The organism is Pseudoalteromonas sp. NGC95, from assembly GCF_015864705.1.
Taxonomy (GTDB): Bacteria; Pseudomonadota; Gammaproteobacteria; order Enterobacterales; family Alteromonadaceae; genus Pseudoalteromonas; species Pseudoalteromonas arctica.
Window position 1 is genome coordinate 63,957 of record NZ_JADYWR010000015.1, and the last position, 20,581, is coordinate 84,537.

The 20,581-nt window shown below is 41.5% G+C and carries 23 protein-coding genes; 12 read left to right on the plus strand and 11 right to left on the minus strand.

Going from position 1 to position 20,581, the window contains the following annotated elements:
* Positions 1 to 41: 41 nt before the first annotated feature.
* The 8 genes from avd to I6E70_RS14245 all read left to right on the plus strand — a co-directional run bounded on the left by avd (position 42) and on the right by I6E70_RS14245 (position 5,614).
* Positions 42 to 395: a diversity-generating retroelement protein Avd gene (avd, locus tag I6E70_RS14210; protein ID WP_197188989.1), complete on the plus strand. Its 354-nt coding sequence runs from the start codon at positions 42 to 44 to the stop codon at positions 393 to 395.
* Positions 392 to 1,657 carry a reverse transcriptase/maturase family protein gene (locus I6E70_RS14215; RefSeq protein ID WP_197188990.1) on the plus strand — a complete coding sequence of 422 codons (1,266 nt, stop codon included), beginning with the start codon at positions 392 to 394 and terminating at the stop codon, positions 1,655 to 1,657. Before avd ends, I6E70_RS14215 begins: the two co-directional genes overlap by 4 nt.
* A 4-nt stretch (positions 1,658 to 1,661) precedes the next feature.
* Positions 1,662 to 1,949, plus strand: a complete 288-nt coding sequence (locus I6E70_RS14220) for a hypothetical protein (RefSeq protein WP_197188991.1) — start codon at positions 1,662 to 1,664, stop codon at positions 1,947 to 1,949.
* A complete protein-coding gene (locus I6E70_RS14225; protein WP_197188992.1) occupies positions 1,942 to 2,571 on the plus strand; it encodes a hypothetical protein in 630 nt (209 codons plus the stop codon). Before I6E70_RS14220 ends, I6E70_RS14225 begins: the two co-directional genes overlap by 8 nt.
* On the plus strand, positions 2,568 to 3,053 hold the full coding sequence (locus tag I6E70_RS14230) for a baseplate complex protein (protein WP_002960001.1): 486 nt from the start codon (positions 2,568 to 2,570) through the stop codon (positions 3,051 to 3,053). Before I6E70_RS14225 ends, I6E70_RS14230 begins: the two co-directional genes overlap by 4 nt.
* Positions 3,050 to 3,754, plus strand: coding sequence for a hypothetical protein (locus tag I6E70_RS14235; protein ID WP_197188993.1), 705 nt, complete (start codon positions 3,050 to 3,052; stop codon positions 3,752 to 3,754). The genes I6E70_RS14230 and I6E70_RS14235 overlap by 4 nt, the downstream gene beginning before the upstream one ends.
* Positions 3,727 to 4,680 (plus strand): hypothetical protein, encoded by a 954-nt coding sequence (locus I6E70_RS14240; RefSeq protein WP_197188994.1) that lies wholly within the window; start codon positions 3,727 to 3,729, stop codon positions 4,678 to 4,680. The genes I6E70_RS14235 and I6E70_RS14240 overlap by 28 nt, the downstream gene beginning before the upstream one ends.
* A gap of 169 nt (positions 4,681 to 4,849) precedes the next feature.
* Positions 4,850 to 5,614, plus strand: a complete 765-nt coding sequence (locus tag I6E70_RS14245) for a class II glutamine amidotransferase (RefSeq protein WP_024591316.1) — start codon at positions 4,850 to 4,852, stop codon at positions 5,612 to 5,614.
* A 31-nt stretch (positions 5,615 to 5,645) separates the two neighbouring features.
* Here I6E70_RS14245 and I6E70_RS14250 read toward each other — a convergent pair whose 3' ends face one another.
* From I6E70_RS14250 to cmoA, 5 genes are all read right to left on the minus strand, one after another.
* Complete coding sequence (locus tag I6E70_RS14250; RefSeq protein ID WP_197189006.1) at positions 5,646 to 6,380, minus strand: DUF3108 domain-containing protein; 735 nt, start codon at positions 6,378 to 6,380, stop codon at positions 5,646 to 5,648.
* 16 nt (positions 6,381 to 6,396) lie between these two features.
* Positions 6,397 to 7,044 (minus strand): phosphoribosylglycinamide formyltransferase, encoded by a 648-nt coding sequence (purN, locus tag I6E70_RS14255; RefSeq protein WP_121954352.1) that lies wholly within the window; start codon positions 7,042 to 7,044, stop codon positions 6,397 to 6,399.
* Positions 7,044 to 8,096, minus strand: coding sequence for a phosphoribosylformylglycinamidine cyclo-ligase (purM, locus tag I6E70_RS14260; RefSeq protein ID WP_002959993.1), 1,053 nt, complete (start codon positions 8,094 to 8,096; stop codon positions 7,044 to 7,046). The genes purN and purM overlap by 1 nt, the downstream gene beginning before the upstream one ends.
* 190 nt (positions 8,097 to 8,286) lie before the next feature.
* The gene (gene cmoB, locus I6E70_RS14265) at positions 8,287 to 9,255 is read right to left on the minus strand and encodes a tRNA 5-methoxyuridine(34)/uridine 5-oxyacetic acid(34) synthase CmoB (RefSeq protein WP_007586955.1); all 969 of its coding nucleotides are present in this window, start codon (positions 9,253 to 9,255) and stop codon (positions 8,287 to 8,289) included.
* 12 nt (positions 9,256 to 9,267) lie between these two features.
* Complete coding sequence (cmoA, locus tag I6E70_RS14270; protein WP_007378000.1) at positions 9,268 to 9,993, minus strand: carboxy-S-adenosyl-L-methionine synthase CmoA; 726 nt, start codon at positions 9,991 to 9,993, stop codon at positions 9,268 to 9,270.
* A gap of 116 nt (positions 9,994 to 10,109) precedes the next feature.
* Here cmoA and I6E70_RS14275 point away from each other — a divergent pair, with 116 nt between their 5' ends.
* The gene (locus tag I6E70_RS14275; RefSeq protein ID WP_007586957.1) at positions 10,110 to 10,796 is read left to right on the plus strand and encodes a DUF3334 family protein; all 687 of its coding nucleotides are present in this window, start codon (positions 10,110 to 10,112) and stop codon (positions 10,794 to 10,796) included.
* Positions 10,797 to 10,948: 152 nt separating this feature from the next.
* Here I6E70_RS14275 and I6E70_RS14280 read toward each other — a convergent pair whose 3' ends face one another.
* The 6 genes from I6E70_RS14280 to I6E70_RS14305 form a co-directional block, all read right to left on the minus strand.
* Entirely contained in the window at positions 10,949 to 11,626 is a 678-nt protein-coding gene (locus I6E70_RS14280; protein WP_197188995.1) for a response regulator, read from the minus strand.
* A 4-nt stretch (positions 11,627 to 11,630) separates the two neighbouring features.
* Positions 11,631 to 12,989 carry an ATP-binding protein gene (locus I6E70_RS14285; protein WP_231620117.1) on the minus strand — a complete coding sequence of 453 codons (1,359 nt, stop codon included), beginning with the start codon at positions 12,987 to 12,989 and terminating at the stop codon, positions 11,631 to 11,633.
* 221 nt (positions 12,990 to 13,210) lie between these two features.
* The gene (locus I6E70_RS14290; protein ID WP_197188997.1) at positions 13,211 to 13,717 is read right to left on the minus strand and encodes a hypothetical protein; all 507 of its coding nucleotides are present in this window, start codon (positions 13,715 to 13,717) and stop codon (positions 13,211 to 13,213) included.
* Between the two features lie 37 nt (positions 13,718 to 13,754).
* Entirely contained in the window at positions 13,755 to 15,938 is a 2,184-nt protein-coding gene (locus I6E70_RS14295; protein ID WP_197188998.1) for a YHYH protein, read from the minus strand.
* A 234-nt stretch (positions 15,939 to 16,172) separates the two neighbouring features.
* Positions 16,173 to 16,673 (minus strand): M48 metallopeptidase family protein, encoded by a 501-nt coding sequence (locus I6E70_RS14300; protein WP_197188999.1) that lies wholly within the window; start codon positions 16,671 to 16,673, stop codon positions 16,173 to 16,175.
* Between the two features lie 24 nt (positions 16,674 to 16,697).
* Positions 16,698 to 17,546 (minus strand): DUF72 domain-containing protein, encoded by an 849-nt coding sequence (locus I6E70_RS14305; protein WP_024608392.1) that lies wholly within the window; start codon positions 17,544 to 17,546, stop codon positions 16,698 to 16,700.
* A gap of 247 nt (positions 17,547 to 17,793) precedes the next feature.
* Between I6E70_RS14305 and aspS the strand changes: the two genes are divergently transcribed.
* From aspS to I6E70_RS14320, 3 genes are all read left to right on the plus strand, one after another.
* Positions 17,794 to 19,572 carry an aspartate--tRNA ligase gene (gene aspS / locus I6E70_RS14310; RefSeq protein ID WP_024591308.1) on the plus strand — a complete coding sequence of 593 codons (1,779 nt, stop codon included), beginning with the start codon at positions 17,794 to 17,796 and terminating at the stop codon, positions 19,570 to 19,572.
* Between the two features lie 119 nt (positions 19,573 to 19,691).
* Entirely contained in the window at positions 19,692 to 19,922 is a 231-nt protein-coding gene (locus tag I6E70_RS14315) for a hypothetical protein (RefSeq protein ID WP_007586979.1), read from the plus strand.
* Positions 19,923 to 19,938: 16 nt separating this feature from the next.
* Positions 19,939 to 20,535, plus strand: a complete 597-nt coding sequence (locus I6E70_RS14320) for a pentapeptide repeat-containing protein (RefSeq protein ID WP_024591307.1) — start codon at positions 19,939 to 19,941, stop codon at positions 20,533 to 20,535.
* Positions 20,536 to 20,581 lie beyond the last annotated feature (46 nt).

Here is a 20,581-nt window from a genome sequence, read left to right on the forward strand (position 1 = left end):
TTGAACCCCGCGCGATAGCGCGGGCATAACAAGGAGGAAATTTGACCGCTCTAACAATCGAAGAAAAATGCAGAGACATGTTGATGTACGGGTATCAAGCAATAAAGCAATTCCCAAAGCACGAAACGCACGTGCTAGCAGCAGAAATACGCAAGTCTATGCTGCAGCTGCAGCGTTTAATAGTTACTGCATTTAAGCGTTATCATAAAAAAACAACGCTAACAGAGTTAGACATTGAGCTAGCAATACTAAAGCGCCAAGTTCGCTTGGCAAAAGACTTGCGCTATATAGACGTAAAAAAATATCAATTATGGATAGAGCGATTAGTAGAAATCGGCAAAATGCTAGGCGGTTGGATTAAGTCCATCAGAAACAAACAGGTAGTTGCATTATGAATGCACGGAATCGATTCCCGCTACGTGGCGGCAACTGGAACAATGGCTCGAACGCTGGGCTGGGCGCGCTCAATCTGAACAATGCGCGTTCGAATGCGAACAGTAATATCGGTTTTCGTCCCGCTCTTGATTATGCCAGAAGCAGTACCCTTAAGGGGGGCTGCCAGTGCAACTTTGAAAAGGATGCAGCTGCCCCAGCTATAGCTGAAAAAGCAATAAAGCCTGTCGACGCGTCAACAGGCTGCACGTACGAGCAAATATACCAGTTCGAAAATATATTAAACGCGGCATACCAATGCCGAAAAGGAAAAACAACATCAGCATCGGCGCTTGCATTCTTCAATAACCTCGAAGAAAACATAGTGCAAATACAAAACGAGCTAATGTGGGAAATGTACAACGTATTACCGTACAGGCATTTTTATGTATTTGAGCCAAAGCGCAGGCTAATTTCAGCGCCGCACTTTAAAGACCGTGTTATACATCGAGCAATTTACAATGTAATTGAGCCGTTATTCGACAAACGATACATACACGATTCTTACGCATGCAGAACAGGCAAGGGCGCACATGCCGGAGCCGACAGAGCGCAGCTATTTATTAAGCAGGTGGAAAGCGAAAGCGGCAAAGCGTATGCGCTAAAAGCCGACATAAGCAAGTATTTTTCAAGCATTGATCACCAGGCATTAAAAAATATATTGGACGCCAAGTTAAAATGCCAAAAAACAAAAAGCCTGCTTTTTTACATTATCGACAACAGCCCAAGCGACGCAGTGGGCGTAGGTATACCGCTCGGAAATTTAACGAGCCAAATATTTGCAAACATCTACCTTCACGAGCTAGATCACTTTGCAAAGCACACGCTAAAAGCAAAGCGATATATTCGCTATATGGACGACTTTGTAATAATACATAAGAGTAAGTCGCAGCTTAACGAGTGGAGAAATTTAATCGAAGAGTTTTTATATAAAAACCTACGGCTAAAAACAAACAGCAAAACGCAGGTGTTCCCAATAGCAAAAACGAACGGCCGATCACTCGACTTTTTAGGCTATAGAATATACGCAAACCACAGGCTACTAAGAAAAAGCAGCGTGAATAAAATAAGCACCAAGCTAAAAAGATTTAGAAAAGAGTTTTCGCAAGGTAAAGTGTCACTAGCCGAAATAAACCAATGCGTGCAATCGTGGCTAGGCCATGCAAGCCATGCCGACACGCACAGCATAAAGTTAAAATTATTTAACACTCCATTTAAAAGGTAAAACTATGTTTACGTACATTTACAAAGGCGCAAGCCACAGCAATACAAGCAGCGAATATATGCAATCGCTAGGCATGGACCAAGAGCAAATTGAATCTGTATTAAATCAGCAGCAGTTTGAGCTAAGCCAAAACCTAGAAAAGCGCCAAGCTGCATACACAAAAGAGTCAGACCCGCTATACATGGAAGCGCAGTTCGAAGGCACGCCAGAGTCGCTACAAAAATGGCGCGACAAAGTGGCCGAAATTAAAGCGCGCTACCCGCTGCCAGAAAGCACAGTAGAAAATGCATAACATAGCGCTATGCTACCACCAAGCCGCCGCCCCTTGCTCAATGCAAGAGGGCGCGCAGCTGCTTGCATCAGCAATAAAAGACGACTCGCGCACAGATAAGCCAGCACAATATAACGCGCTGCTTTTGTCTGTAAGCGCAAATGACCCCGCCGCACTGGCAAGCTCGCTCAGCACAATAAATGAATACTGCCCAATAGCCGAGTTCATCGCCTGCGCGCAATACGGCCAAAGCCAAAGCACGCTAGAGCAAAGTAAGCTAGCAACGTACGAAGGCCAAAGTTTAGAGTGGCAAATAAGCGCCCTGCAAAACTGGCTACCACTGCGTAAAAAGCAAATGGCAGCTGAGTTAACGGCCGCAAACGACAGCGGCAAGCAGTTAATAACCACTATCGACGATGCATTAACCCAAACCGAAGAGCTAAAAACCGCCCGCGACCAGCGATTAAATCAAGCACAGTTCACAGCAAAAAGCAGCGCCGTAGATGTGCAATTAATTACTGCAGGCAGTGCCAAGCAGCTAGCCGATGCAATCACCCGCAAAGGCAGCGACCAAATGTATTGGGCAATGTGCGTATTTGTAGGCCAAGCAGCTGAGCTAAATAAAATTAAAGAGGTGTTATGAGCATAGCACTCGACGGTTGGAACGTGCCCGGGTTCGAAACCCGCGTAAACGCAGGCGTAAAATTAGCCGGTGGCGATATGTCAGGCCTTGGCAGCTTTTCACTAAGTAGCGACCAAGGCGTAAAGTCGGGCACACTAACCGTAAATACTAAAATCCCATTTAACGAAAGCGCTAGCCTGGCATTATTAATAAGCAAAGCAAAAGCGCTGGACGAAAACGGCGCACGTATTATTTACACAGTAAATAACGAGCTAGCCGCAGCATATAAAATACGTAAAGCAAAATTCGATGGCGACATAAGCGCCAGCGAAATAGAAAACAAAAAAGGCTGGCAAGTAGCATTTAAACTGGTAGAAGTGCAATCTGTATCAGAGCGCGAGCAACAGCAGCTAGACGAACAAGCAACCGAAAGCGCCCAGCCGCAAGCAACAACCAGCAACGACGACGTGCAAAATAAATTTAACGAGGTCGAAGGACCATGAGTACTCGCCTCTCTAACACGCTAACAATTGGCGGCAACGCAGTAACCAATATTGTTAGCAAAACCGTGCAACTAGACATTGCCAGCACAGGCCGCGCAAAATTTGAAGTGGTCGCAGAGCAAGAGCCAAGCGGGTTGGTCGAGCTGCACCTAGGTTACACACTTGATAATATGATCCCGTATTTCCTTGGTGTAATAGAATCAAAGCACCAAGCCAACGGCCGCTGGTATTTAACCTGCCGCGAACTGCTAGGCGCGCTAAGCTTTCCCGCCCCGCTTGCTATTCGTCACGCAACAATAAAGGCCGTGCTAGATGAACTAGTAAGGTTAGGCGTTGAATTTGCGGCACCTGAAAACGCCGAATATTTAAATAAAATAACGCCCGCGTTTTATCACAGCGGCACAGGTATAGAAGCGCTTAGGCAAATAGGTAAAGTGTGGGGTATTAGCGATTTTATATTTCAGCAACGCCCCGATGGTAAAATATTTGTCGGCAGCTGGCATGACTCGCGCTGGCCACTCGCAGCAATAAACGACTTTCCAGAGCACACAATAACAGCCAAAAGCTCAACCACCGGCGAGCTAATAGCCATCCCAAAATTAAGACCAGGCATACAAATAAACGGCCGGCACATAACCGAAACAACCCTAATCAACGACAGGATGCACATACGATGGTCAAACAAGCCATTAAACGCCTAATACAGCGCTACTTTCCAGAGCTAAGCGAGCGTAAACACCTGCCGCAATTGGCGCGCATTGAAAAAATATACGACCTACCAAGCAGCGGCGCAGCCATCAGCACCGCATTTAGGCCGTTAAAAGCCGCCGACGTACAGCTATTAAACCCGCTAACAGGCGAGCCATTAGCCGTGCCCGTATTTCAACAGGTAACACTCGGCACAGGGCAAGCATCCGACCACGGATTATTAAACGAACCAGCGCCAGGCATGCATTGTTTAATACAATATATAGACGGCCTAAACAGCCATGCCGTGATCACCAATTTACTGCCATGGCAAGGCCTAGTGCCCGAGCACAAACGAACAGATGTAACGCTGCAGCAAAGTAACCGCAGCAAAATACAAGGCCGCGCCGGCCACTGGCACACTACAACGGACGGCGAAATAACCCAAACCAGCGACACAAACAAAACAACAGCACGCAGCAGCGAGCAAAATTACCACGAGCGCAGCGCCAACATAGCCACGCACGACGTGCTAAAAATAGACGGCAACCAAGTAACCGAAGTAATGGGCGCCCTAAAAACAGTAGTCGGTGAAAAAGCATTAATAGTCGCACTTGAAGGGTTATTGCTAGGCAGTAAAAAGCAGGTAGACATTGAAGCCACCGAAAACATGAGCCTAACCACGCTAAAAACCCTGCACGCCAAAGCCACCGAACTAGCAAAGGTAGAAGGCAAAACCGTGTGGCTCGGCAACAACTCAGTAAACGTAGCGCAAGTACTGCTAGATTTAATAAGCCTGGTTAAAGATATAAACCAAAGCCTAGAAACCCACGGCCACAAAGACCAGGGCGCGGGACCGCCAATTACCAAAGGCGAATTTACCAGCCATAAATCAACAGCCAGCAGCTTAAAAAGCACACTAGAGCCAATAGTAGAGTAGTTAGCCCTTGCCTATAGCCCAATCGTGCTTAACAATAGCCCCATTAAAGCCGTAAAATAAATGAAATTGCAGCAAGAAAAAGCCAAAGTGAAACCAAAACTGTGACCATGAAATCATATTTAAATGTATGCTTTGGTTAACTTGTTGAATTAAAAGAGGTGTTTTTATTATGTGTGAACTTCTTGGCATGTCAGCCAATGTGCCTACCGATATTTGTTTTAGTTTTTCAGGCCTTTTAGAGCGTGGCGGAAACACGGGACCACATAAAGATGGTTGGGGTATTACATTTTACGAAGGTAAAGGCTGTAGAACCTTTAAAGATCCTGAGCCGAGTTATCAATCTGAAATTGCAAAGCTCGTCAAAGCATACCCCATTAAAAGTGTCTCGGTTATTAGCCATATTCGCCAAGGTAACCGCGGGAGAGTATGCCTTGAAAATACTCATCCTTTTACGCGAGAGTTATGGGGGCGCGAGCTTACTTACGCTCATAACGGGCAGCTATCTAATTATCATGATTTAAAACCGCAGTACTATCGCCCAGTAGGTAACACCGATAGCGAACTCGCTTTTTGTTGGTTACTTGATAAAATTCGTGAAAAATACCCAAAGCGTCCAAGTAATATGGCGTCGGTTTTTAGATACGCCGCTAAGCTTTCGCATACCCTTCGTGAAAAAGGGGTGTTTAATATGTTATTGACCGACGGGGTGTTTGTTTTAGCGTATTGCACTAATAACTTACATTACATAACGCGCCGTGCGCCATTTGGTAAAGCAACGTTGATTGATGCCGACATGGTGGTTGATTTTCAACAAGAGACTACACCAAACGATGTAGTAACAGTTATAGCTACAAGGCCTTTGACGAATGATGAGCGTTGGCAGAAAATGGAGCCGGGGGAATTTGCATTGTTTAAAATGGGTGAGCTAATTTAGCCCACCTATTTTATTACTGATTTATTTAAAGCTAGTTAGCTTCTTGAGGTTGTTGTGCTGTAGCAGGCGCAACAGCTGTAGGTGCAGTAACAGTAAATGAATTCATTTGAACTTCAAACTGCTCCATACCTTTTTCGCCTTTCCACATACGTACCAGCATGTAATCCATTTCTGGCGCAAACCACGCAATTGCTTGGCGTTTATCGTTATCGTATAAACGCTTTACTTTAATAGCTTCTACATTACCGATAGGCAACGAAATCATCTCGGTGCCAGATACTTCAAAGTTGTAGTCGCGGCGGTTACCTTTTTTGTCTATAAGCGGGAATGAAAAGCTCGTTTCGCCTTTTTTCAATCCTTCGCGCACTTGCACTTGGTACGAAATAGCATCCTGAAATTCATCAGTCCATTCGCATTTAAGTGGGTATTCGCTAGCGCTGCTAGTCACTACTTTATTTGTTGTATCAAAATCAATTTTATAATCTTTATCTGGGCCTGTACCGGTGCGGATCATATTGTAATGATGCGGGGTAACCTTGCCATCTTTAAAGGTAAACTTTGATGTTTCTTCACGAGAATCAGAGAAAATCATCCACTCAATATTGCTGTGGTATGTTAGTTCATAAGTATCATCGCCCATTTTTTTGAGCTCACGAACAGCCTCACCATGATTTTTACCTTTGCGTAAAATATCGTAGTTAGCTTGATATTGGGTCAATTCGCCTGCAATTAGGCTAGTTGGAAGTAAAGCGCCCGCACATAACAACAGGGCACTTATTTTTTTATTGTGAGTAGTGCGCGCCGTGTGCAGGAAGTTGTTTTTTGTCAAGAACTGCATAATCTGCTTCCATAGTAAGTCTGTGTTCACTGAACCACTTGACCACCAAAGGATAAATTATATGCTCTTGCTCATGCACGCGTTTTGCTAATGTTTCTGCTGTATCATCCTTGAGTACAGGTATTTGCGCCTGAAGAATAACGGGACCGCCGTCTAATTCTTCAGTAACAAAGTGAACACTTACGCCATGAACATCGTCTTTTGCATCAATTGCTCTTTGGTGGGTATTCAGCCCCTGATACTTAGGCAACAAAGATGGATGAATGTTCAACATTTTTCCAACATATTTTTGCACTAAGCCAGGAGTAAGAATACGCATAAACCCAGCTAATACAACTAGATTTGGCATAAAAGAGTCGATAACGTTCATTAATTGCGCATCGTACGCTTCGCGCGAGTCAAAATCTTTATGACTGAGCACTTTTGTAGCAATACCTGCTTGTTTTGCACGCTCTAGGCCATAAGCGTCTGCTTTATTACTAATAACAGCCGCTATATGTCCGTTTATCTCGCCACGTTCGCAGGCATCTATGATGGCTTGTAAATTAGAGCCACTACCTGAGATTAAAACTACCAGACGAGTCGGTGCCATTACTTAGCACCACCTACAATTTCAACTTGCTCTTCGCCAGCTGCGGCATCTTGAATTTCACCAAGGTGCCATGCATTTTCGCCCAAGTCTTTTAGCATTGTTAAGCTTTGCTCAAGTTTGTCTGCAGGGACTACTAAAACCATGCCTACACCACAGTTAAATGTACGGTACATTTCGTGTGTAGTAATATTGCCGTTTTCTTGTAACCAATTAAAAATTGGTGGCCACTGCCAGCTATCACCTTTAACTACAGCTTTTGCTGAAGCGGGTAATACGCGTGGAATATTTTCCCAAAAACCGCCGCCAGTAATATGCGAAAGCGCATGTACGTCAACGTTTTTAAATAACTCAAGTAAAGGCTTTACGTAAATACGTGTAGGCTCAAGTAAGGTTTCGCCTAATGTTTTACCTTCAAAGTCAGCGCTGGTATCAGCTTTTGACACTTCAAGTACTTTACGAATTAAAGAGAAGCCATTTGAATGAGGACCGCTTGAAGCAAGTGCAATAAGCTGATCGCCTGCCGCTACTTTTGTGCCATCAATAATTTTTGATTTTTCTACAACGCCGGTACAAAAGCCTGCCATGTCGTAGTCTTCACCATCATACATACCTGGCATTTCAGCTGTTTCGCCACCAATTAGGGCACAACCTGAAATTTCACAACCTTTGCCAATACCTGTAACTACGTCAGCTGCTGTGTCTACATCTAGTTTACCAGTTGCATAGTAATCTAGAAAAAACAGGGGTTCAGCACCTTGAACAATTAAGTCGTTTACACACATTGCAACTAAATCAATACCAACAGTATCGTGTTTTTTTAAGTCGATTGCTAAACGTAGTTTAGTACCAACGCCATCTGTACCTGCAACTAATACTGGTTGCTTGTAGCCTTCAGGAATTTCGCAAAGTGCGCCAAAACCACCAATTCCGCCCATTACTTCAGGACGACGAGTTTTTTTAACTACGCCTTTAATACGCTCAACAAGTGCATTACCAGCGTCGATATCTACGCCCGCGTCTTTATAGCTTAGAGACTGTTTTTGTTCGCTCACAGGTTTTCCTCAAAATAGTTGTTTTGGGTTGCTTAGAAACGCGCGTATTTTACAACAATTGCAAGGTCGCGGCTAGCTCAAATGTAATTTTGAAATAATTAACAAGGACACTTGTCCGCTGTCTGTTGTTTAAATAAACAAAAAAACGCCCGTAGGCGTTTTTTTAGTATTAAAGGCGTTAAATTAACAGCTATGCTTTTGCGGTTAATATGGCTCTAAGTGGAGCAGGGTAGCCTTCAATTGTTTTACTTGTATCGTTTGGATCTAAAAAGTCGATTAACGATTCGTTTTCCATCCAATCGGTTTTGCGTTGTTCTTCAAGCGTGGTAATAGCGCAATCTTTTATTTGCACATCTTTAAAGCCAACGCGTTCCATCCACAGTTTTAATGCTGCAGTACTTGGTATAAACCACACGTTGCGCATTTTAGCGTAGCGATCAGTAGGGACTAGTACTGTATTTTCATCGCCTTCAATTACTAGGGTTTCCAGTACGAGTTCGCCGCCTGGACGAAGCTGCGCTTTTAACTGCGCTAAAAAGTCGATAGGTGAGCGACGATGATAAAGTACGCCCATCGAAAAAACCGTATCAAACGCTTTAAGCTCGGGTAATGCTTCAACGCCTAGTGGCAGTAAATGCACGTTTTCGTCTGGGTTGTAGTGTTTAATTGCCTGAAACTGACATAAAAATAAATCAGACGGATCAATACCCACTACAAATTCTGCACCTTCACCGCGCATACGCCATAAATGATAACCAGAGCCACAACCAATATCTAAAACAGTACGGCCTTTTAGTGGCTCAATATGAGGAAGCAGGCGGTCCCACTTCCAATCACTGCGCCACTCTGTATCTATTTCAATACCGTGCACACTAAATGGGCCTTTGCGCCATGGCATCATGCGTTTTAATAAATGCATGGCTTGCTTTTGCTCGCCATCACTCATCTCCCCTGGTGCGCCAATTTCTACCTTAGTAGAAATATCAACGTGTGTTGTAGCCACCTCTGGCAAGTTTTTAAGTACTTTTTGCCATTTAGGTAAATCACCGTGGCTAGCCTCGTTTTGCCAATGTTTTAATTGTGCAGGCAAGGTTTCTAGCCAATGACTAAGTGGGCTTTGTGCGATAGATGCGTAAAATTGGTTAAACCATTGAGACATGGATGACTCTCTTTATTTAATTGCTACCATTGAGCAAAAATTAAAACATTGATACCACACTTGAGTTTGGCTAAAACCAATATCTTGTAAGCGAGTAAAGTGAGCGCTTAGTGTATCTGGGCGCATAACGTTTTCGATGGCGGTACGCTTTTGGCTTATTTCAAGCTCAGAGTAACCATTGTGTCGTTTAAAGTCGTGGTGCAAATCAATCAATAAATTGTCGCATTGCTCGTTTTCAGCTTTAATTTTTTCGCTTAACAGTAATACGCCGCCAGGTTTTAAATTAGCGTATATTTTTTCCAGCACAGCTTGGCGCTGCGCATGTGGAATAAACTGCAACGTAAAGTTCATTGCTACTACTGAGGCGTTTTGAATCTCAAGCTCGTTAATATCGCCCAAAGTAACAGTAACAGGCACATCTGATTTAAAGCCTTGTAAATGTACCTTACAACGCTCAACCATAGCTTGAGAATTATCTACCGCTATTATATGGCAGTTATCGGTGCGAATATTTCGTCGCATGCTAAGTGTTACTGCGCCAAGTGAGCAGCCTAAATCATAAAGATTTGAGTTACTTTGTGCGTATTCACCGGCAAGTTTACCCATTGTACTGACAATCGTTGCGTAGCCCGGTACCGAGCGCTGGATCATATCTGGAAAAACTTCGACTACATTTTGGTCAAAGCTAAAATCTTTTACTTGTTGCTCAGAGGCATAAATACTGTCTTTTATGGTCACGAAGGCAGTCTCTTTGTAAATAATGGCGCTATTTTAACATTTTATACTGGATAGTCAGTGATAAATTCAGTAGCTTGACTAGAATTATGAATAATAAGTATAAAAGAGAAGATTAAATGAGCAAAAGTAAGGTCATCAGCACAGACGATATATTAGCAACCCTTTGTCATTCAGTGACAGGCGTACTCACATCAGCCAGCGGTAATGGTATTAGCTACTCAGCCATGGTGCAAAAAATAACACGTACATGTATGCGACCAGATATTGGCTGCTTTGTTTTATTTGACGGCGGTTTTACAGGGCTTGTAATTACCAACTTTACTTCGCAAGCGGCGATGGAAATTTATGGCGATTACATGCGCAACATGGGGATGCCAGAAGATGAAATAGCGCATAGCCATTTATCAGACGACGTATCAAACGTACTAGGTGAGTTGATGAATCAAATTGTTGGCGACTTTACGTCTAAAGTGCGCGAGCAGTTACATACTTCAATTACGCAAAACCAGCCAAAAATGATGGCAATAAACAAGCAAGTGCAAATATCGGTAGATACCACGATGGATCGCCCGCAAGCCCGCCGCGTAACATTCACTACAAGTAAACAAAATATCTTTTACTTGGAATTAGCGATGGATAAAACAGAGTTTATTAAATTACACGACTTTGATATTGCAGAAGCACTAGACCCAGACGACATAATTGAAAACGAAGCACGTAAAAAAGCGGACAAAGAAAAAGCATCTACAGCAGTAGAGCAAGACGATGCCGATGATGATTTTATGGCAGGCCTAGGGCTTTAAGTCTATTTACGTAGGTTTGGTTGAGTGAAACGAAACCCAACGACTACTCAGCTATTAATCTTTAGCTGTTAGTGATCAGATTAGTGATTAAAATAAAAGCGCGACTGATATCGCGCTTTTTCGTCATGTTAGCTTTATTTGAATAAGTAAACCTACTCTTTAAACTTATAACCCACACTATAAACCGCTGCTATTGGGTTTAGTCCTGCTTGGATGTCGTTAATCTTTTTTCGTATATTTTTAATGTGTGTATCTATGTTGCGATCGGATATGTCGGTTGTGTCGCTGTATACGTTATTAATAATATCTTCGCGGGTAAAAACACGACCTACGTGGCTTATAAATAATAAAAATATTTTAAACTCGACGGCGGTAAAGCCAATGCTTTCTCCGTTTAAGCGCGCTTCGTAATCGTCTTTGTGTAATTGAAAATTATTATGATTGATGATGTTGGTTTTAGGCTGGCTGGTTCTTCTTAGAACGGCTTTTATACGCGCTATAACTTCTTTGGGGCTAAAAGGTTTGCATATGTAGTCATCGGCGCCGAGCTCTAAACCCAGTAAGCGGTCTATTTCTTCACTTTTTGCGGTAAGCATAATAATAGGCACACTTGAAAAGGCTCTAATTTGCTTACATAGCTCTATGCCATCAACATCTGGCAGCATTAAATCAAGAAGTATTAAATCTACAGCGTTTTGTTTTACAAAACTAACTACACCTTTGCCACTATTAAAGTGCTCAGTTTCGTAATTTTGTTGCTTAGCATAGGCAATAAGTACTTCTGCAATGTTTTCTTCGTCTTCAACGATAAGTATTTTTTGTGATGTCATTATTTTAACCTAAAAGTGTCAGCGTTATTTTTACCTCTAGCCCACCGAGTGGTGAGTTGTGCAACGATATTTGACCGCCATGTGCCTCTACTATTTGTTTGCAAAGTGCAAGTCCTAAGCCCGAGCCGCCATGCTCTCGGTTTCGAGATTTTTCAACGCGATAAAAACGCTCAAACAATTTTTGTAAGTCGTTTGGTAAAACACCTGGGGCTGAGTCTTGTAAAATAAGCTCAATGTTATTAGGTGTTTTGTTGGCAAGTATTATTACTTGTCCACCTTTATGCGTGTATCTACAGGTATTTTCTAACAGGTTTGAAAATAATTGTATAAGGCGTTCTTTATCGCCATTTATTATACATTTGCCGGCTTTAGTTAAGCTTTTGCTATCTACATTTAATTCACGCTCTTTAAAGCGAGCGGTGTAGTTTTCAATTGATTGCTCAAAAATGCTTATTAAATCAGTACGCTCATTGTTATAGGTTAAATTAACGCTATCTGTTTGTGCTAGTTGGGCTAGGTCGTCAACAATGTGACTTAAATTATCTACTTGGTTTATGAGTAAATTAATGCGCTTTGTGTCGGCTGTAAATACGCCATCTTGTACGGCTAGTAAATGCGAGCGTAGTACGGTAAGTGGGGTTCTTAATTCGTGGGATGTGTCCGACACCCATTGAAACCGCATTTGTTGGTTTTGCTCAAGCGTGTGGGCTAAGGCATTAAAGTTGTTGGATAGGATACCTAGCTCATCTTTACTAGAGGAGGTTATTCTGCTGGCAAAGTTTCCGTTTGTTAACTCATCGGTGCCAGTTACTATTTGCTTTATTGGTTTTATTAAATGGCGAGATAACACAATAGCCATAATAAATGCGAGCGCAATAACGAGTAATGTGATCATAAAATAGTTATGAAATTGCGCTGCTAAAAATGCTTTTGCTGGGCTACTTTGCACAAGTTTTGAAGGGACTAAACCTATCCAACCTATAACGTTATTGTTTAATAAAATAGGCTCTATATGTGGGTTGTCGTTTAAATTAGCTCTACCAACAACAATTTTTTTATTTTGATCATATAAACTTATACGTTGCCCTGTTTTAAGGGAACCCGCAGGTAAGTGTACCCACAATAAAGAGGGCGTTGCATTGCTGCTATTTGGTTTGGGTGGGGTGCTTGTGTGTTTATTCGTTTCAGGCTCGCCTGGATTTTTTTGTGGCTCTACAATAGAGCGCCATAATTGTGTGTTTTGCGTAATGGGTTGCCAACTACCTAATTCGCTATAAAGCTCAATAAGTTGCTGCTTAACCATTGCGACATGCTTTGTTTCTTCTTGTTCAACAAAGTCGTTAAACCCTGACGAAAAGGTCATGTATATAAACACAAACATAAGCCCAACAAGGGCGATATTAGTGATAAAAAAAGCTAAAAAGAATTTATGTATTAATTTCACTGATTGGCAAATAGTAAAAATCATGTGTTAACGTACCAAGCAGTATTGCATATTGATTATGTGCCTACAATTATCGTATTTAGGGAGTTGCTTACTAAAATCCTTTTTAAGTAAGCTTTTTAGGTCTGTTGATATTTGGACTAGAACTTTATTTTTGCGGTATCGCCAGCACCCAGTAACTTATATTGTGGTTTTACAAAGCTTGCGTGTACTGCACCTAAACTTTTAGGGAACGATATGGCAAGCTCATCTACTGTTGTAAATGTGTGCTTCGCTTGAAAAACAATTTCTAGGTCGTGCGCTTCGTTGTTGCTGGTGGTAAAAGCGACGCGTTCAAACACGATAACTTGCTGATTTACACGTAAGCTCGTTTTTTGTTTAAGTGCATTTTTTACAAACTCTTCTTGTTGCTCTGCACTTAAGTTTGTAGGCATAAGCTTATCAATATCGCCCATAAGCCATGCTTGCTCGCTTTGCAGCGCTGAAATTAAATGCTCAGCATTAGTTAATACTTTAACCTCAACTTGCCCGTCTCTTAAAATTACTTGGGCTGTTGTGTTTTTTAATACATGGGCGCTCACTTGAGCGCTCATACTTGTTAAAATACACGCTAGCATTAGCCATTTTAATTTTTTTAAAAAATACATAATTACTACCTTTTATTGAGGCGGTTGACCTTTTTGTTTATTGAGGTTGCTCAATAGTTGCTTTACAAATAAGGGTGTTGTCGGTTTCTAAGTCTTCGCCCCATATGAATTTTGCGTTTTTATCCCAGTTAATGTCGTCGTAACCGTCTTTTGGTCCTACATCAGCAAAGTTGTGCTCTACTGCATTAGCCCAGTTTGCGTTATCAAAGTTACTTTGCAGCCAGTTAGTTGGCGCTTCTTTTGACATAAACGTACAAACGCCTTCGCCTGCGACAGGGTTTGATTCGCTTTCGCATAATTTGTTAAGCGGCGCTTTGTGAAGTATTTCGCATTTAAAGCTTTGATCGCTTACGGCAACTACTTTATTTGTATCGGTGTCGGTAAGTTGCATAATGAAACCGCCATCACCCATTTGCTGATTTTTAGCACCGATGTATTCAAGCCCAGTGTCGTTTTGCTTAAAGTCTTTAATTATTAAATTAAGCTCAATAGGGTAGTTTGCAGAAAACGTAATGCTTTCGGCATTAAATGAACGCTCTGTGGTTATAGGCACAGAATCTTCAACAAGTAACTGCTTGCCTATGTAGGCTGTAAACCAGTTATCAGCCCATGCTTCTAGCTTTAAGTTATGCTTGCCTGTAATGGCAGAATTTGTATTTTGCTTAGTGACTGTAGGAGTAAGGTGATTTGGTTGCGGACCTCTACAAAATGTACCTGTTTGAACTTTGCCACCATTACTGATAGTTTTTTGTTTAAAGCTATAGCAGTCTTTTCCCTGTGATGCAGGGCTGTAGGTAGTAAAGTAGTTTTCACCTTTGTATGAGTAGCTCATTGTACGGCTGCCGTTTTCAGAGATTGTGTGCGTTAAGTTTTCAACGCCTCCTTGTGGCGGGCGCAGATCGGCTCTTATACCTTGAGTATCGCCACTCAGTGGTGACACTCTTGGTAATTTTGCGATATCTACTTCACCTACTAAGCACTGAATAATATACGGCGGTGTAGCTGATGTTTGGTAGCGATAGGCAAATGTGTCGTCGGTTTGTCCGTTACATATATCAAGGTCACCTTTGGCAATTGCACTGCCGTCTGGGTTTTTACTGCCATACAGCGGGTAACCATCGTAAGCCCAACCAATAATGGCATCGCTTGATTGGTTTTTCATTGTGTCTATCATACACGTTGGCGATACATGATAATGGTAGTCATCACCTCGTCCTGCGTGTCCGCCACATATATCTAACTGTCCGAGTGCTAAAGTGTCGTGTTTTTCATCGTAGCTATTTACGTCCAACTCACCTTGCGAAGAATAGTCGTATATTGGTACGCCATTAACGGCAACACCTACGGCTGCATCAATTGTTGTTATTGTTTTTGCTTTTTTAGGATTTAGCTTTATAGGTGCGGCGTAGTCTTTAGCTGGAATAGGTATTTGCTCGTTAGTACCTGTAATACCAGTCATTACTTCATGAACAGGATAAGTAGATGAGGCAATATAAGCATATTGTTCATCGCACGTAACAGATACGCTTTTATCAAACCCTGCATTATTTACTGATTGTGTAATAGCATCGCAGCGAGGTGATTTTACGTTAGCGGTTAAATATGATTTATCAGGCTTTGGTTGCTCGTTTGGCTTTGGTTTTGAATCCGGTTTGTGCTCGGCGCTACTGGCGCTTCGCGAGTATTTGACCGTCATACTTGCAGTATCGAGAGTAATATTTTTTACAGCGGCGAGTAATGCTGAGCGATCTACTTTTGTATCACTATTAAAGGTAACCGGTGCAGATAACGCGTACACAGTATAAGTATAGCTTTTTTCACCTGGGCCTTTAGAGCAAGGCGGCGCATATTGGTTTAAATCGTTTACGCTATTAGAGCCTACTTCACCGAGAGTTTCGCCCGCTTTAATTTGTGTTTTATCGGCGGAAATGTTGTACATGGTCCAATACCAATGCATTCCCTCTGGCGCTTTATGATCCATAATTAATGCATAATATTTGGTTGCCTTAGGTGCACCACTCCAGTTAAGTGGGGGGCTAATGCTTTGCCCATCGCACGTATAAGTAATAGGCAAGTTACCGCCATCGCTTACCTTTGAGCTGGTTAGAGTAAAATCATTGAGGTTTGATTGTTCAAGTGATTGGCTGTTTAGCTCGTTGCAGGCACTTAAGGTTACACAGCACAGGGCACTGAGTAAAATGGCATGGGTATTTTTCATCATTTAAAACTCCAAAGATTAAGAGTACATAGAAAGAATTAGCTATTAAGAGTGTAGTTCTCAAATGTAGGGCAATTATGTAGTTTTAAACTTTTTTGTTTTTATTAAGGGCTGGCGTTAAGTTGTGAGCTGCTTACTTGGATAAGAGAAGAGATTGGATATGGGCGCTTGGTTATGAAAGGAAATATTAACTTAAGCATGGCGTTATTTTCACTCAGTTAAATAACGCTAAAATCCTTATTTTAAATAAGGATTTTCACCCATTGCGACTACCACACAAAAAATTCTTAAATCTAACTCTAGCTGGTGGTAACTCGGTTCCATATGGCAGCAAAGTTGATAAAAGCCTTTGTTATGGTCTTTTTCTTTAAAGTGGGCGAGCTCATGTACCACTAACGCTTTTAATAACGGCTCGGGAGCGCGCAGCAAGTCGCTGTTTATCGCTAAATCGTGTTTGCGGGTTTTACCTTGCATTCGATACGTATGTGTACCGAGTGCGTTGGTGACCATATCGCCTTGCTTTTTAAATGCTGCGCGACCAAACGGTGGTGCGTTTTTAAAATACTGTTTTTTAAGCTCGGTTGCATAACTATAAAGTAGTTTATCGCTGGTAATAGTGTGTGCTTGCGGGTACTTTTTAAGTAAGTAATCACATACCTTTTTGTTATTTATAAGGTTTAATACTTGCTCAACAATGTTAGCTGGGTAGCCGGTAAAGTAACGTGCGTATTCACTCATTATTATTTCTCTGTCGTTTTACTTTTAGAAAAGTGCTTGCTGGTGGGCTTCTTTTTCGCCAGTAAATGGGTTTAATGCTTTGTGATTATAACCAAGGTCCTTACAAAACTGCCTTGCTAATAAAGGTGCTTCTCGGTTATCTGCCGTATGAAAAAACACATAAGGCGTTTTTCCTTCATCAAGCCATTGTTTTACTTTACTCAGCCACGGTTTATAAAAGGGTTTATAGTCGTTTTGTAAATCGGCGATAACAAAGCGCGCCATGGGTTGTGTGCTTGTAGCAATGGCATGCACGGGTAAATGCGGCTTTTTTTGCTGTGCATCTATTAGCGCTTCGGTTGTTGGTTTTACCGCAAAGAGGGCGCGAGTATCCATCGATATGCGATTTATGTTGTTTGCCATTAATAACTGATTAAGTGCTATTTCGGCTTCACCCTTTTGAAAAAACGCAGTATGACGTACCTCTACACCGTAATTAACCTCTTTTGGTAATAGGCTAATAAATTGGGCGAGTTTGGGTAAGTCACCAGGGCCAAATGCTTTAGGTAATTGCAGCATGATTTGCCCAGTTTTTTCTAAAATAGGGGAGAATAAGTTAAGCCAATCAGTAAGCTCGGTTTGAACATTAGTTAGGTGCAGCTCGTGGCTAAAGCGACGATTAAACTTAAAAGTAAATTTAAAATCGTCGGGTACGCTGTTTGCCCAGCGCAATACGGTGCTTGGCGCAGGATCAGCGTAAAAGCTGGTATTGCCTTCAACAGAGTTAAAGTGTTGTGCGTATTGGCTAAGCATATCGGCGTTTTTACATTGGCTTGAAAATAAATTGCCTTTCCATGCATTACTCGACCACTGCGGGCATCCAATATATAACATACAAACTAGCGCCTTATTATAAAGTGGCGATAGTGTAGCAAATAACAAAACAAGCTGCTGTAAATTCAGGGGCAAAAGCGGCACACGCCCTAGCATCTTAATGTTAGTTGAGTATAATGCAGGGCTTAATTTGATTATTTTTAGATTGCTAGCGGCTTTATTTGTATTGTGGTGACCTGTTTTTTAAATCACACGCCTTAAAACAAATAAGTTTAGCCGTTTAAGCCTTTTATCTGACAGGAAAACTATGCGCTCTATATATTGCGGACAGCTAAATAAAACTCACGTAGATCAAGAAGTTGAACTATGTGGCTGGATCAACAAACGACGTGACCTTGGTGGACTTATCTTTGTCGATTTACGCGATAGAGAAGGTTTAGTACAAGTTGTATTCGACTCTGACATTGAAGAGTTAATGAGTTCAGCTAACACACTTCGTCAAGAATTTTGTGTTCAGTTAAAAGGTATTGTTCGCGCACGCCCAGACAGCCAAGTAAATAAAGACATGGCAACAGGGGAGATCGAAATTTTAGGTAAAGAGCTTAATATTATTAACCGCTCAGAGCCATTACCGCTTGATTTTAACCAAGTAAACTCTGAAGAGCGTCGTTTAAAATACCGCTACCTAGACCTACGTCGTCTAGAAATGAGTGACCGTATTAAATTACGTGCTAAAGCAAGCAGCTTTGTTCGTCGCTTTTTAGATGAAAACGGCTTTTTAGACATCGAAACACCTGTACTTACTAAGGCAACGCCAGAAGGTGCGCGCGATTATTTAGTACCAAGCCGCGTTCACAAAGGTAGTTTTTACGCTTTACCACAGTCACCACAGTTGTTTAAGCAATTGTTGATGATGTCGGGTTTTGACCGTTACTACCAAATTGTTAAATGTTTCCGTGATGAAGATTTACGCGCCGATCGCCAACCAGAATTTACCCAAATAGATATAGAAACCTCGTTCATGAGCTCTGATCAAGTACGTGGTATGACTGAAAAAATGATCCGCGAGATGTGGCAAACATTACTAAACGTTGATTTAGGCGATTTTCCAATCATGCCTTACAGCGAGGCAATGAGCCTTTACGGTTCTGATAAGCCAGATTTACGTAACCCAATGAAATTGGTTGATGTTGCAGATTTAGTTAAAGACGTAGAGTTTAATGTTTTCTCAGGTCCGGCTAACGACGAAAAAGGTCGCGTTGCTGTGTTAACTGTACCGGGTGGCGCTAAGCTTTCTCGTAAACAACTTGACGATTACACTAAGTTTATTGGTATTTACGGCGCTAAAGGCATGGCGTGGATGAAAGTAAACGACCACACTGCAGGCGCTGAGGGTGTTCAATCACCAGTAGCTAAGTTTTTAAGCGAAGACGTAATTACTAAATTACTTGAGCGTACTAATGCACAGTCTGGCGATATCATTTTATTTGGTGCCGATAAGCGCAACACAGTAAATGAAGCAATGGGCGCACTGCGCGTTAAGATTGGTGTTGATTTAGAAATCACTAACCTTAATAGCTGGGCACCACTTTGGGTTGTAGACTTCCCAATGTTTGAAGAAGATGACGAAGGCACATTACATGCTGTACATCATCCATTCACTGCACCAAAAGACATTAACGCCAGTGAGCTTGAAGCAAACCCAGCAGCAGCTATTTCAGATGCCTACGATATGGTATTAAACGGCTACGAAGTGGGTGGCGGTTCGGTACGTATTCATAATGCAGATATGCAAGAAACTGCATTTAGAATTTTAGGTATTAACGAGCAAGAGCAACAAGACAAGTTTGGCTTTTTACTTGATGCACTTAAATACGGCACACCACCACATGCTGGTTTAGCATTTGGCCTTGACCGTTTAGCAATGCTTTTATGTGGTACCGATAACATTCGTGACGTTATTGCTTTCCCTAAAACAACACAAGCGTCGTGTTTATTAACCAACGCGCCAAGCAAACCTAACCTTGACTCGTTAGCTGAGCTTGCAATTAGTGTTGTAGAAAAAGCGATACCTAACGAAGAGTAATCTTTGTTTCGCTTTTTTGAGCTAAATTTAAAAACCCTTAAGTTATATGCTTAAGGGTTTTTTTATGGTTAAATTTGCTGCAGAGTGTATTTTAAACGAACAGATGAAAAGGAATTATTATGTCGATCAATGCAACCTTATTTGGTGAGTTTTTAGTTTTTATTATTGTGCTGTGTATTCCTATTTTTGCTGTAATTAGCTACAAAATAGGTAAGCGTAAAAGTACTATGCCGGGTGTTTTAGCTTTTGTGGGTGGCTGTTTAGCGCTATTTCCACTATTTGCTTTGATTTTTATTGCAGTGCTTGCGCTTAAAAAAGATTTACCTAAAAGTAATGGCTACACGGGTTAAATTTAATAGGTGAATTGTGTTGTTAAGTAACAATAACCAGTATTTTGATGAGCAATTTAATGCTTTGCAGTACGCAGAGCAGCTAACTGAAAACTCTGAGTTTGAAGAATGTATATTTATCGATTGCGACTTTTCAGGCGGGCAGTTTAAAAATTGCCGATTTATAGAATGTAGTTTTAAAAACTGTAATTTATCGTCACTAAAATGGAACTACAGTTCGCTTGAAAATGTAAGTTTTAGCCACTGTAAATTAAATAGTTTGCAATGGGCTGATGTAGATTGGCCAGCGCTTAGTATTAACGCACCGGTGAGTTTTAATTATTGCGAGCTCAGTAATAGTTCTTTTTTTGAATTAACTCTTAAAGCCCTCAAACTAACACACTGCTTTGCCAAAAATGTTGATTTTAGACACGCTGACTTAAGTGGTAGCGAATTTACAGGAACAGATTTTCGCGATAGTGAGTTTTTTCAAACTAACTTAACAAAATGTGATTTTGTAGGTGCTACAGCGTTTAATATAGATTTGAATAATAATATTTTAGCGAATGCTAAGTTTGATCGCTTCGAAGCACTTAATTTGCTTACCTGCCTTAATATAGAATTGTGTGATTAATTTAGTTTAATATGATTACATATCTAGAAGCGACAGCTTGGCTGGG

Bases quoted from the DNA above. Each gene is read 5' to 3' on its own strand.
- I6E70_RS14215 (WP_197188990.1), top strand. From the start codon at position 392: ATGAATGCACGGAATCGATTCCCGCTACGTGGCGGCAACTGGAACAAT.
- I6E70_RS14220 (WP_197188991.1), top strand. From the start codon at position 1,662: ATGTTTACGTACATTTACAAAGGCGCAAGCCACAGCAATACAAGCAGC.
- I6E70_RS14225 (WP_197188992.1), top strand. From the start codon at position 1,942: ATGCATAACATAGCGCTATGCTACCACCAAGCCGCCGCCCCTTGCTCA.
- I6E70_RS14230 (WP_002960001.1), top strand. From the start codon at position 2,568: ATGAGCATAGCACTCGACGGTTGGAACGTGCCCGGGTTCGAAACCCGC.
- I6E70_RS14235 (WP_197188993.1), top strand. From the start codon at position 3,050: ATGAGTACTCGCCTCTCTAACACGCTAACAATTGGCGGCAACGCAGTA.
- I6E70_RS14240 (WP_197188994.1), top strand. From the start codon at position 3,727: ATGGTCAAACAAGCCATTAAACGCCTAATACAGCGCTACTTTCCAGAG.
- I6E70_RS14245 (WP_024591316.1), top strand. From the start codon at position 4,850: ATGTGTGAACTTCTTGGCATGTCAGCCAATGTGCCTACCGATATTTGT.
- purN (WP_121954352.1), bottom strand. From the start codon at position 7,044: ATGGCACCGACTCGTCTGGTAGTTTTAATCTCAGGTAGTGGCTCTAAT.
- cmoB (WP_007586955.1), bottom strand. From the start codon at position 9,255: ATGTCTCAATGGTTTAACCAATTTTACGCATCTATCGCACAAAGCCCA.
- I6E70_RS14275 (WP_007586957.1), top strand. From the start codon at position 10,110: ATGAGCAAAAGTAAGGTCATCAGCACAGACGATATATTAGCAACCCTT.
- I6E70_RS14280 (WP_197188995.1), bottom strand. From the start codon at position 11,626: ATGACATCACAAAAAATACTTATCGTTGAAGACGAAGAAAACATTGCA.
- I6E70_RS14285 (WP_231620117.1), bottom strand. From the start codon at position 12,989: ATGACCTTTTCGTCAGGGTTTAACGACTTTGTTGAACAAGAAGAAACA.
- I6E70_RS14290 (WP_197188997.1), bottom strand. From the start codon at position 13,717: ATGTATTTTTTAAAAAAATTAAAATGGCTAATGCTAGCGTGTATTTTA.
- I6E70_RS14295 (WP_197188998.1), bottom strand. From the start codon at position 15,938: ATGATGAAAAATACCCATGCCATTTTACTCAGTGCCCTGTGCTGTGTA.
- I6E70_RS14300 (WP_197188999.1), bottom strand. From the start codon at position 16,673: ATGAGTGAATACGCACGTTACTTTACCGGCTACCCAGCTAACATTGTT.
- I6E70_RS14305 (WP_024608392.1), bottom strand. From the start codon at position 17,546: ATGTTATATATTGGATGCCCGCAGTGGTCGAGTAATGCATGGAAAGGC.
- aspS (WP_024591308.1), top strand. From the start codon at position 17,794: ATGCGCTCTATATATTGCGGACAGCTAAATAAAACTCACGTAGATCAA.
- I6E70_RS14315 (WP_007586979.1), top strand. From the start codon at position 19,692: ATGTCGATCAATGCAACCTTATTTGGTGAGTTTTTAGTTTTTATTATT.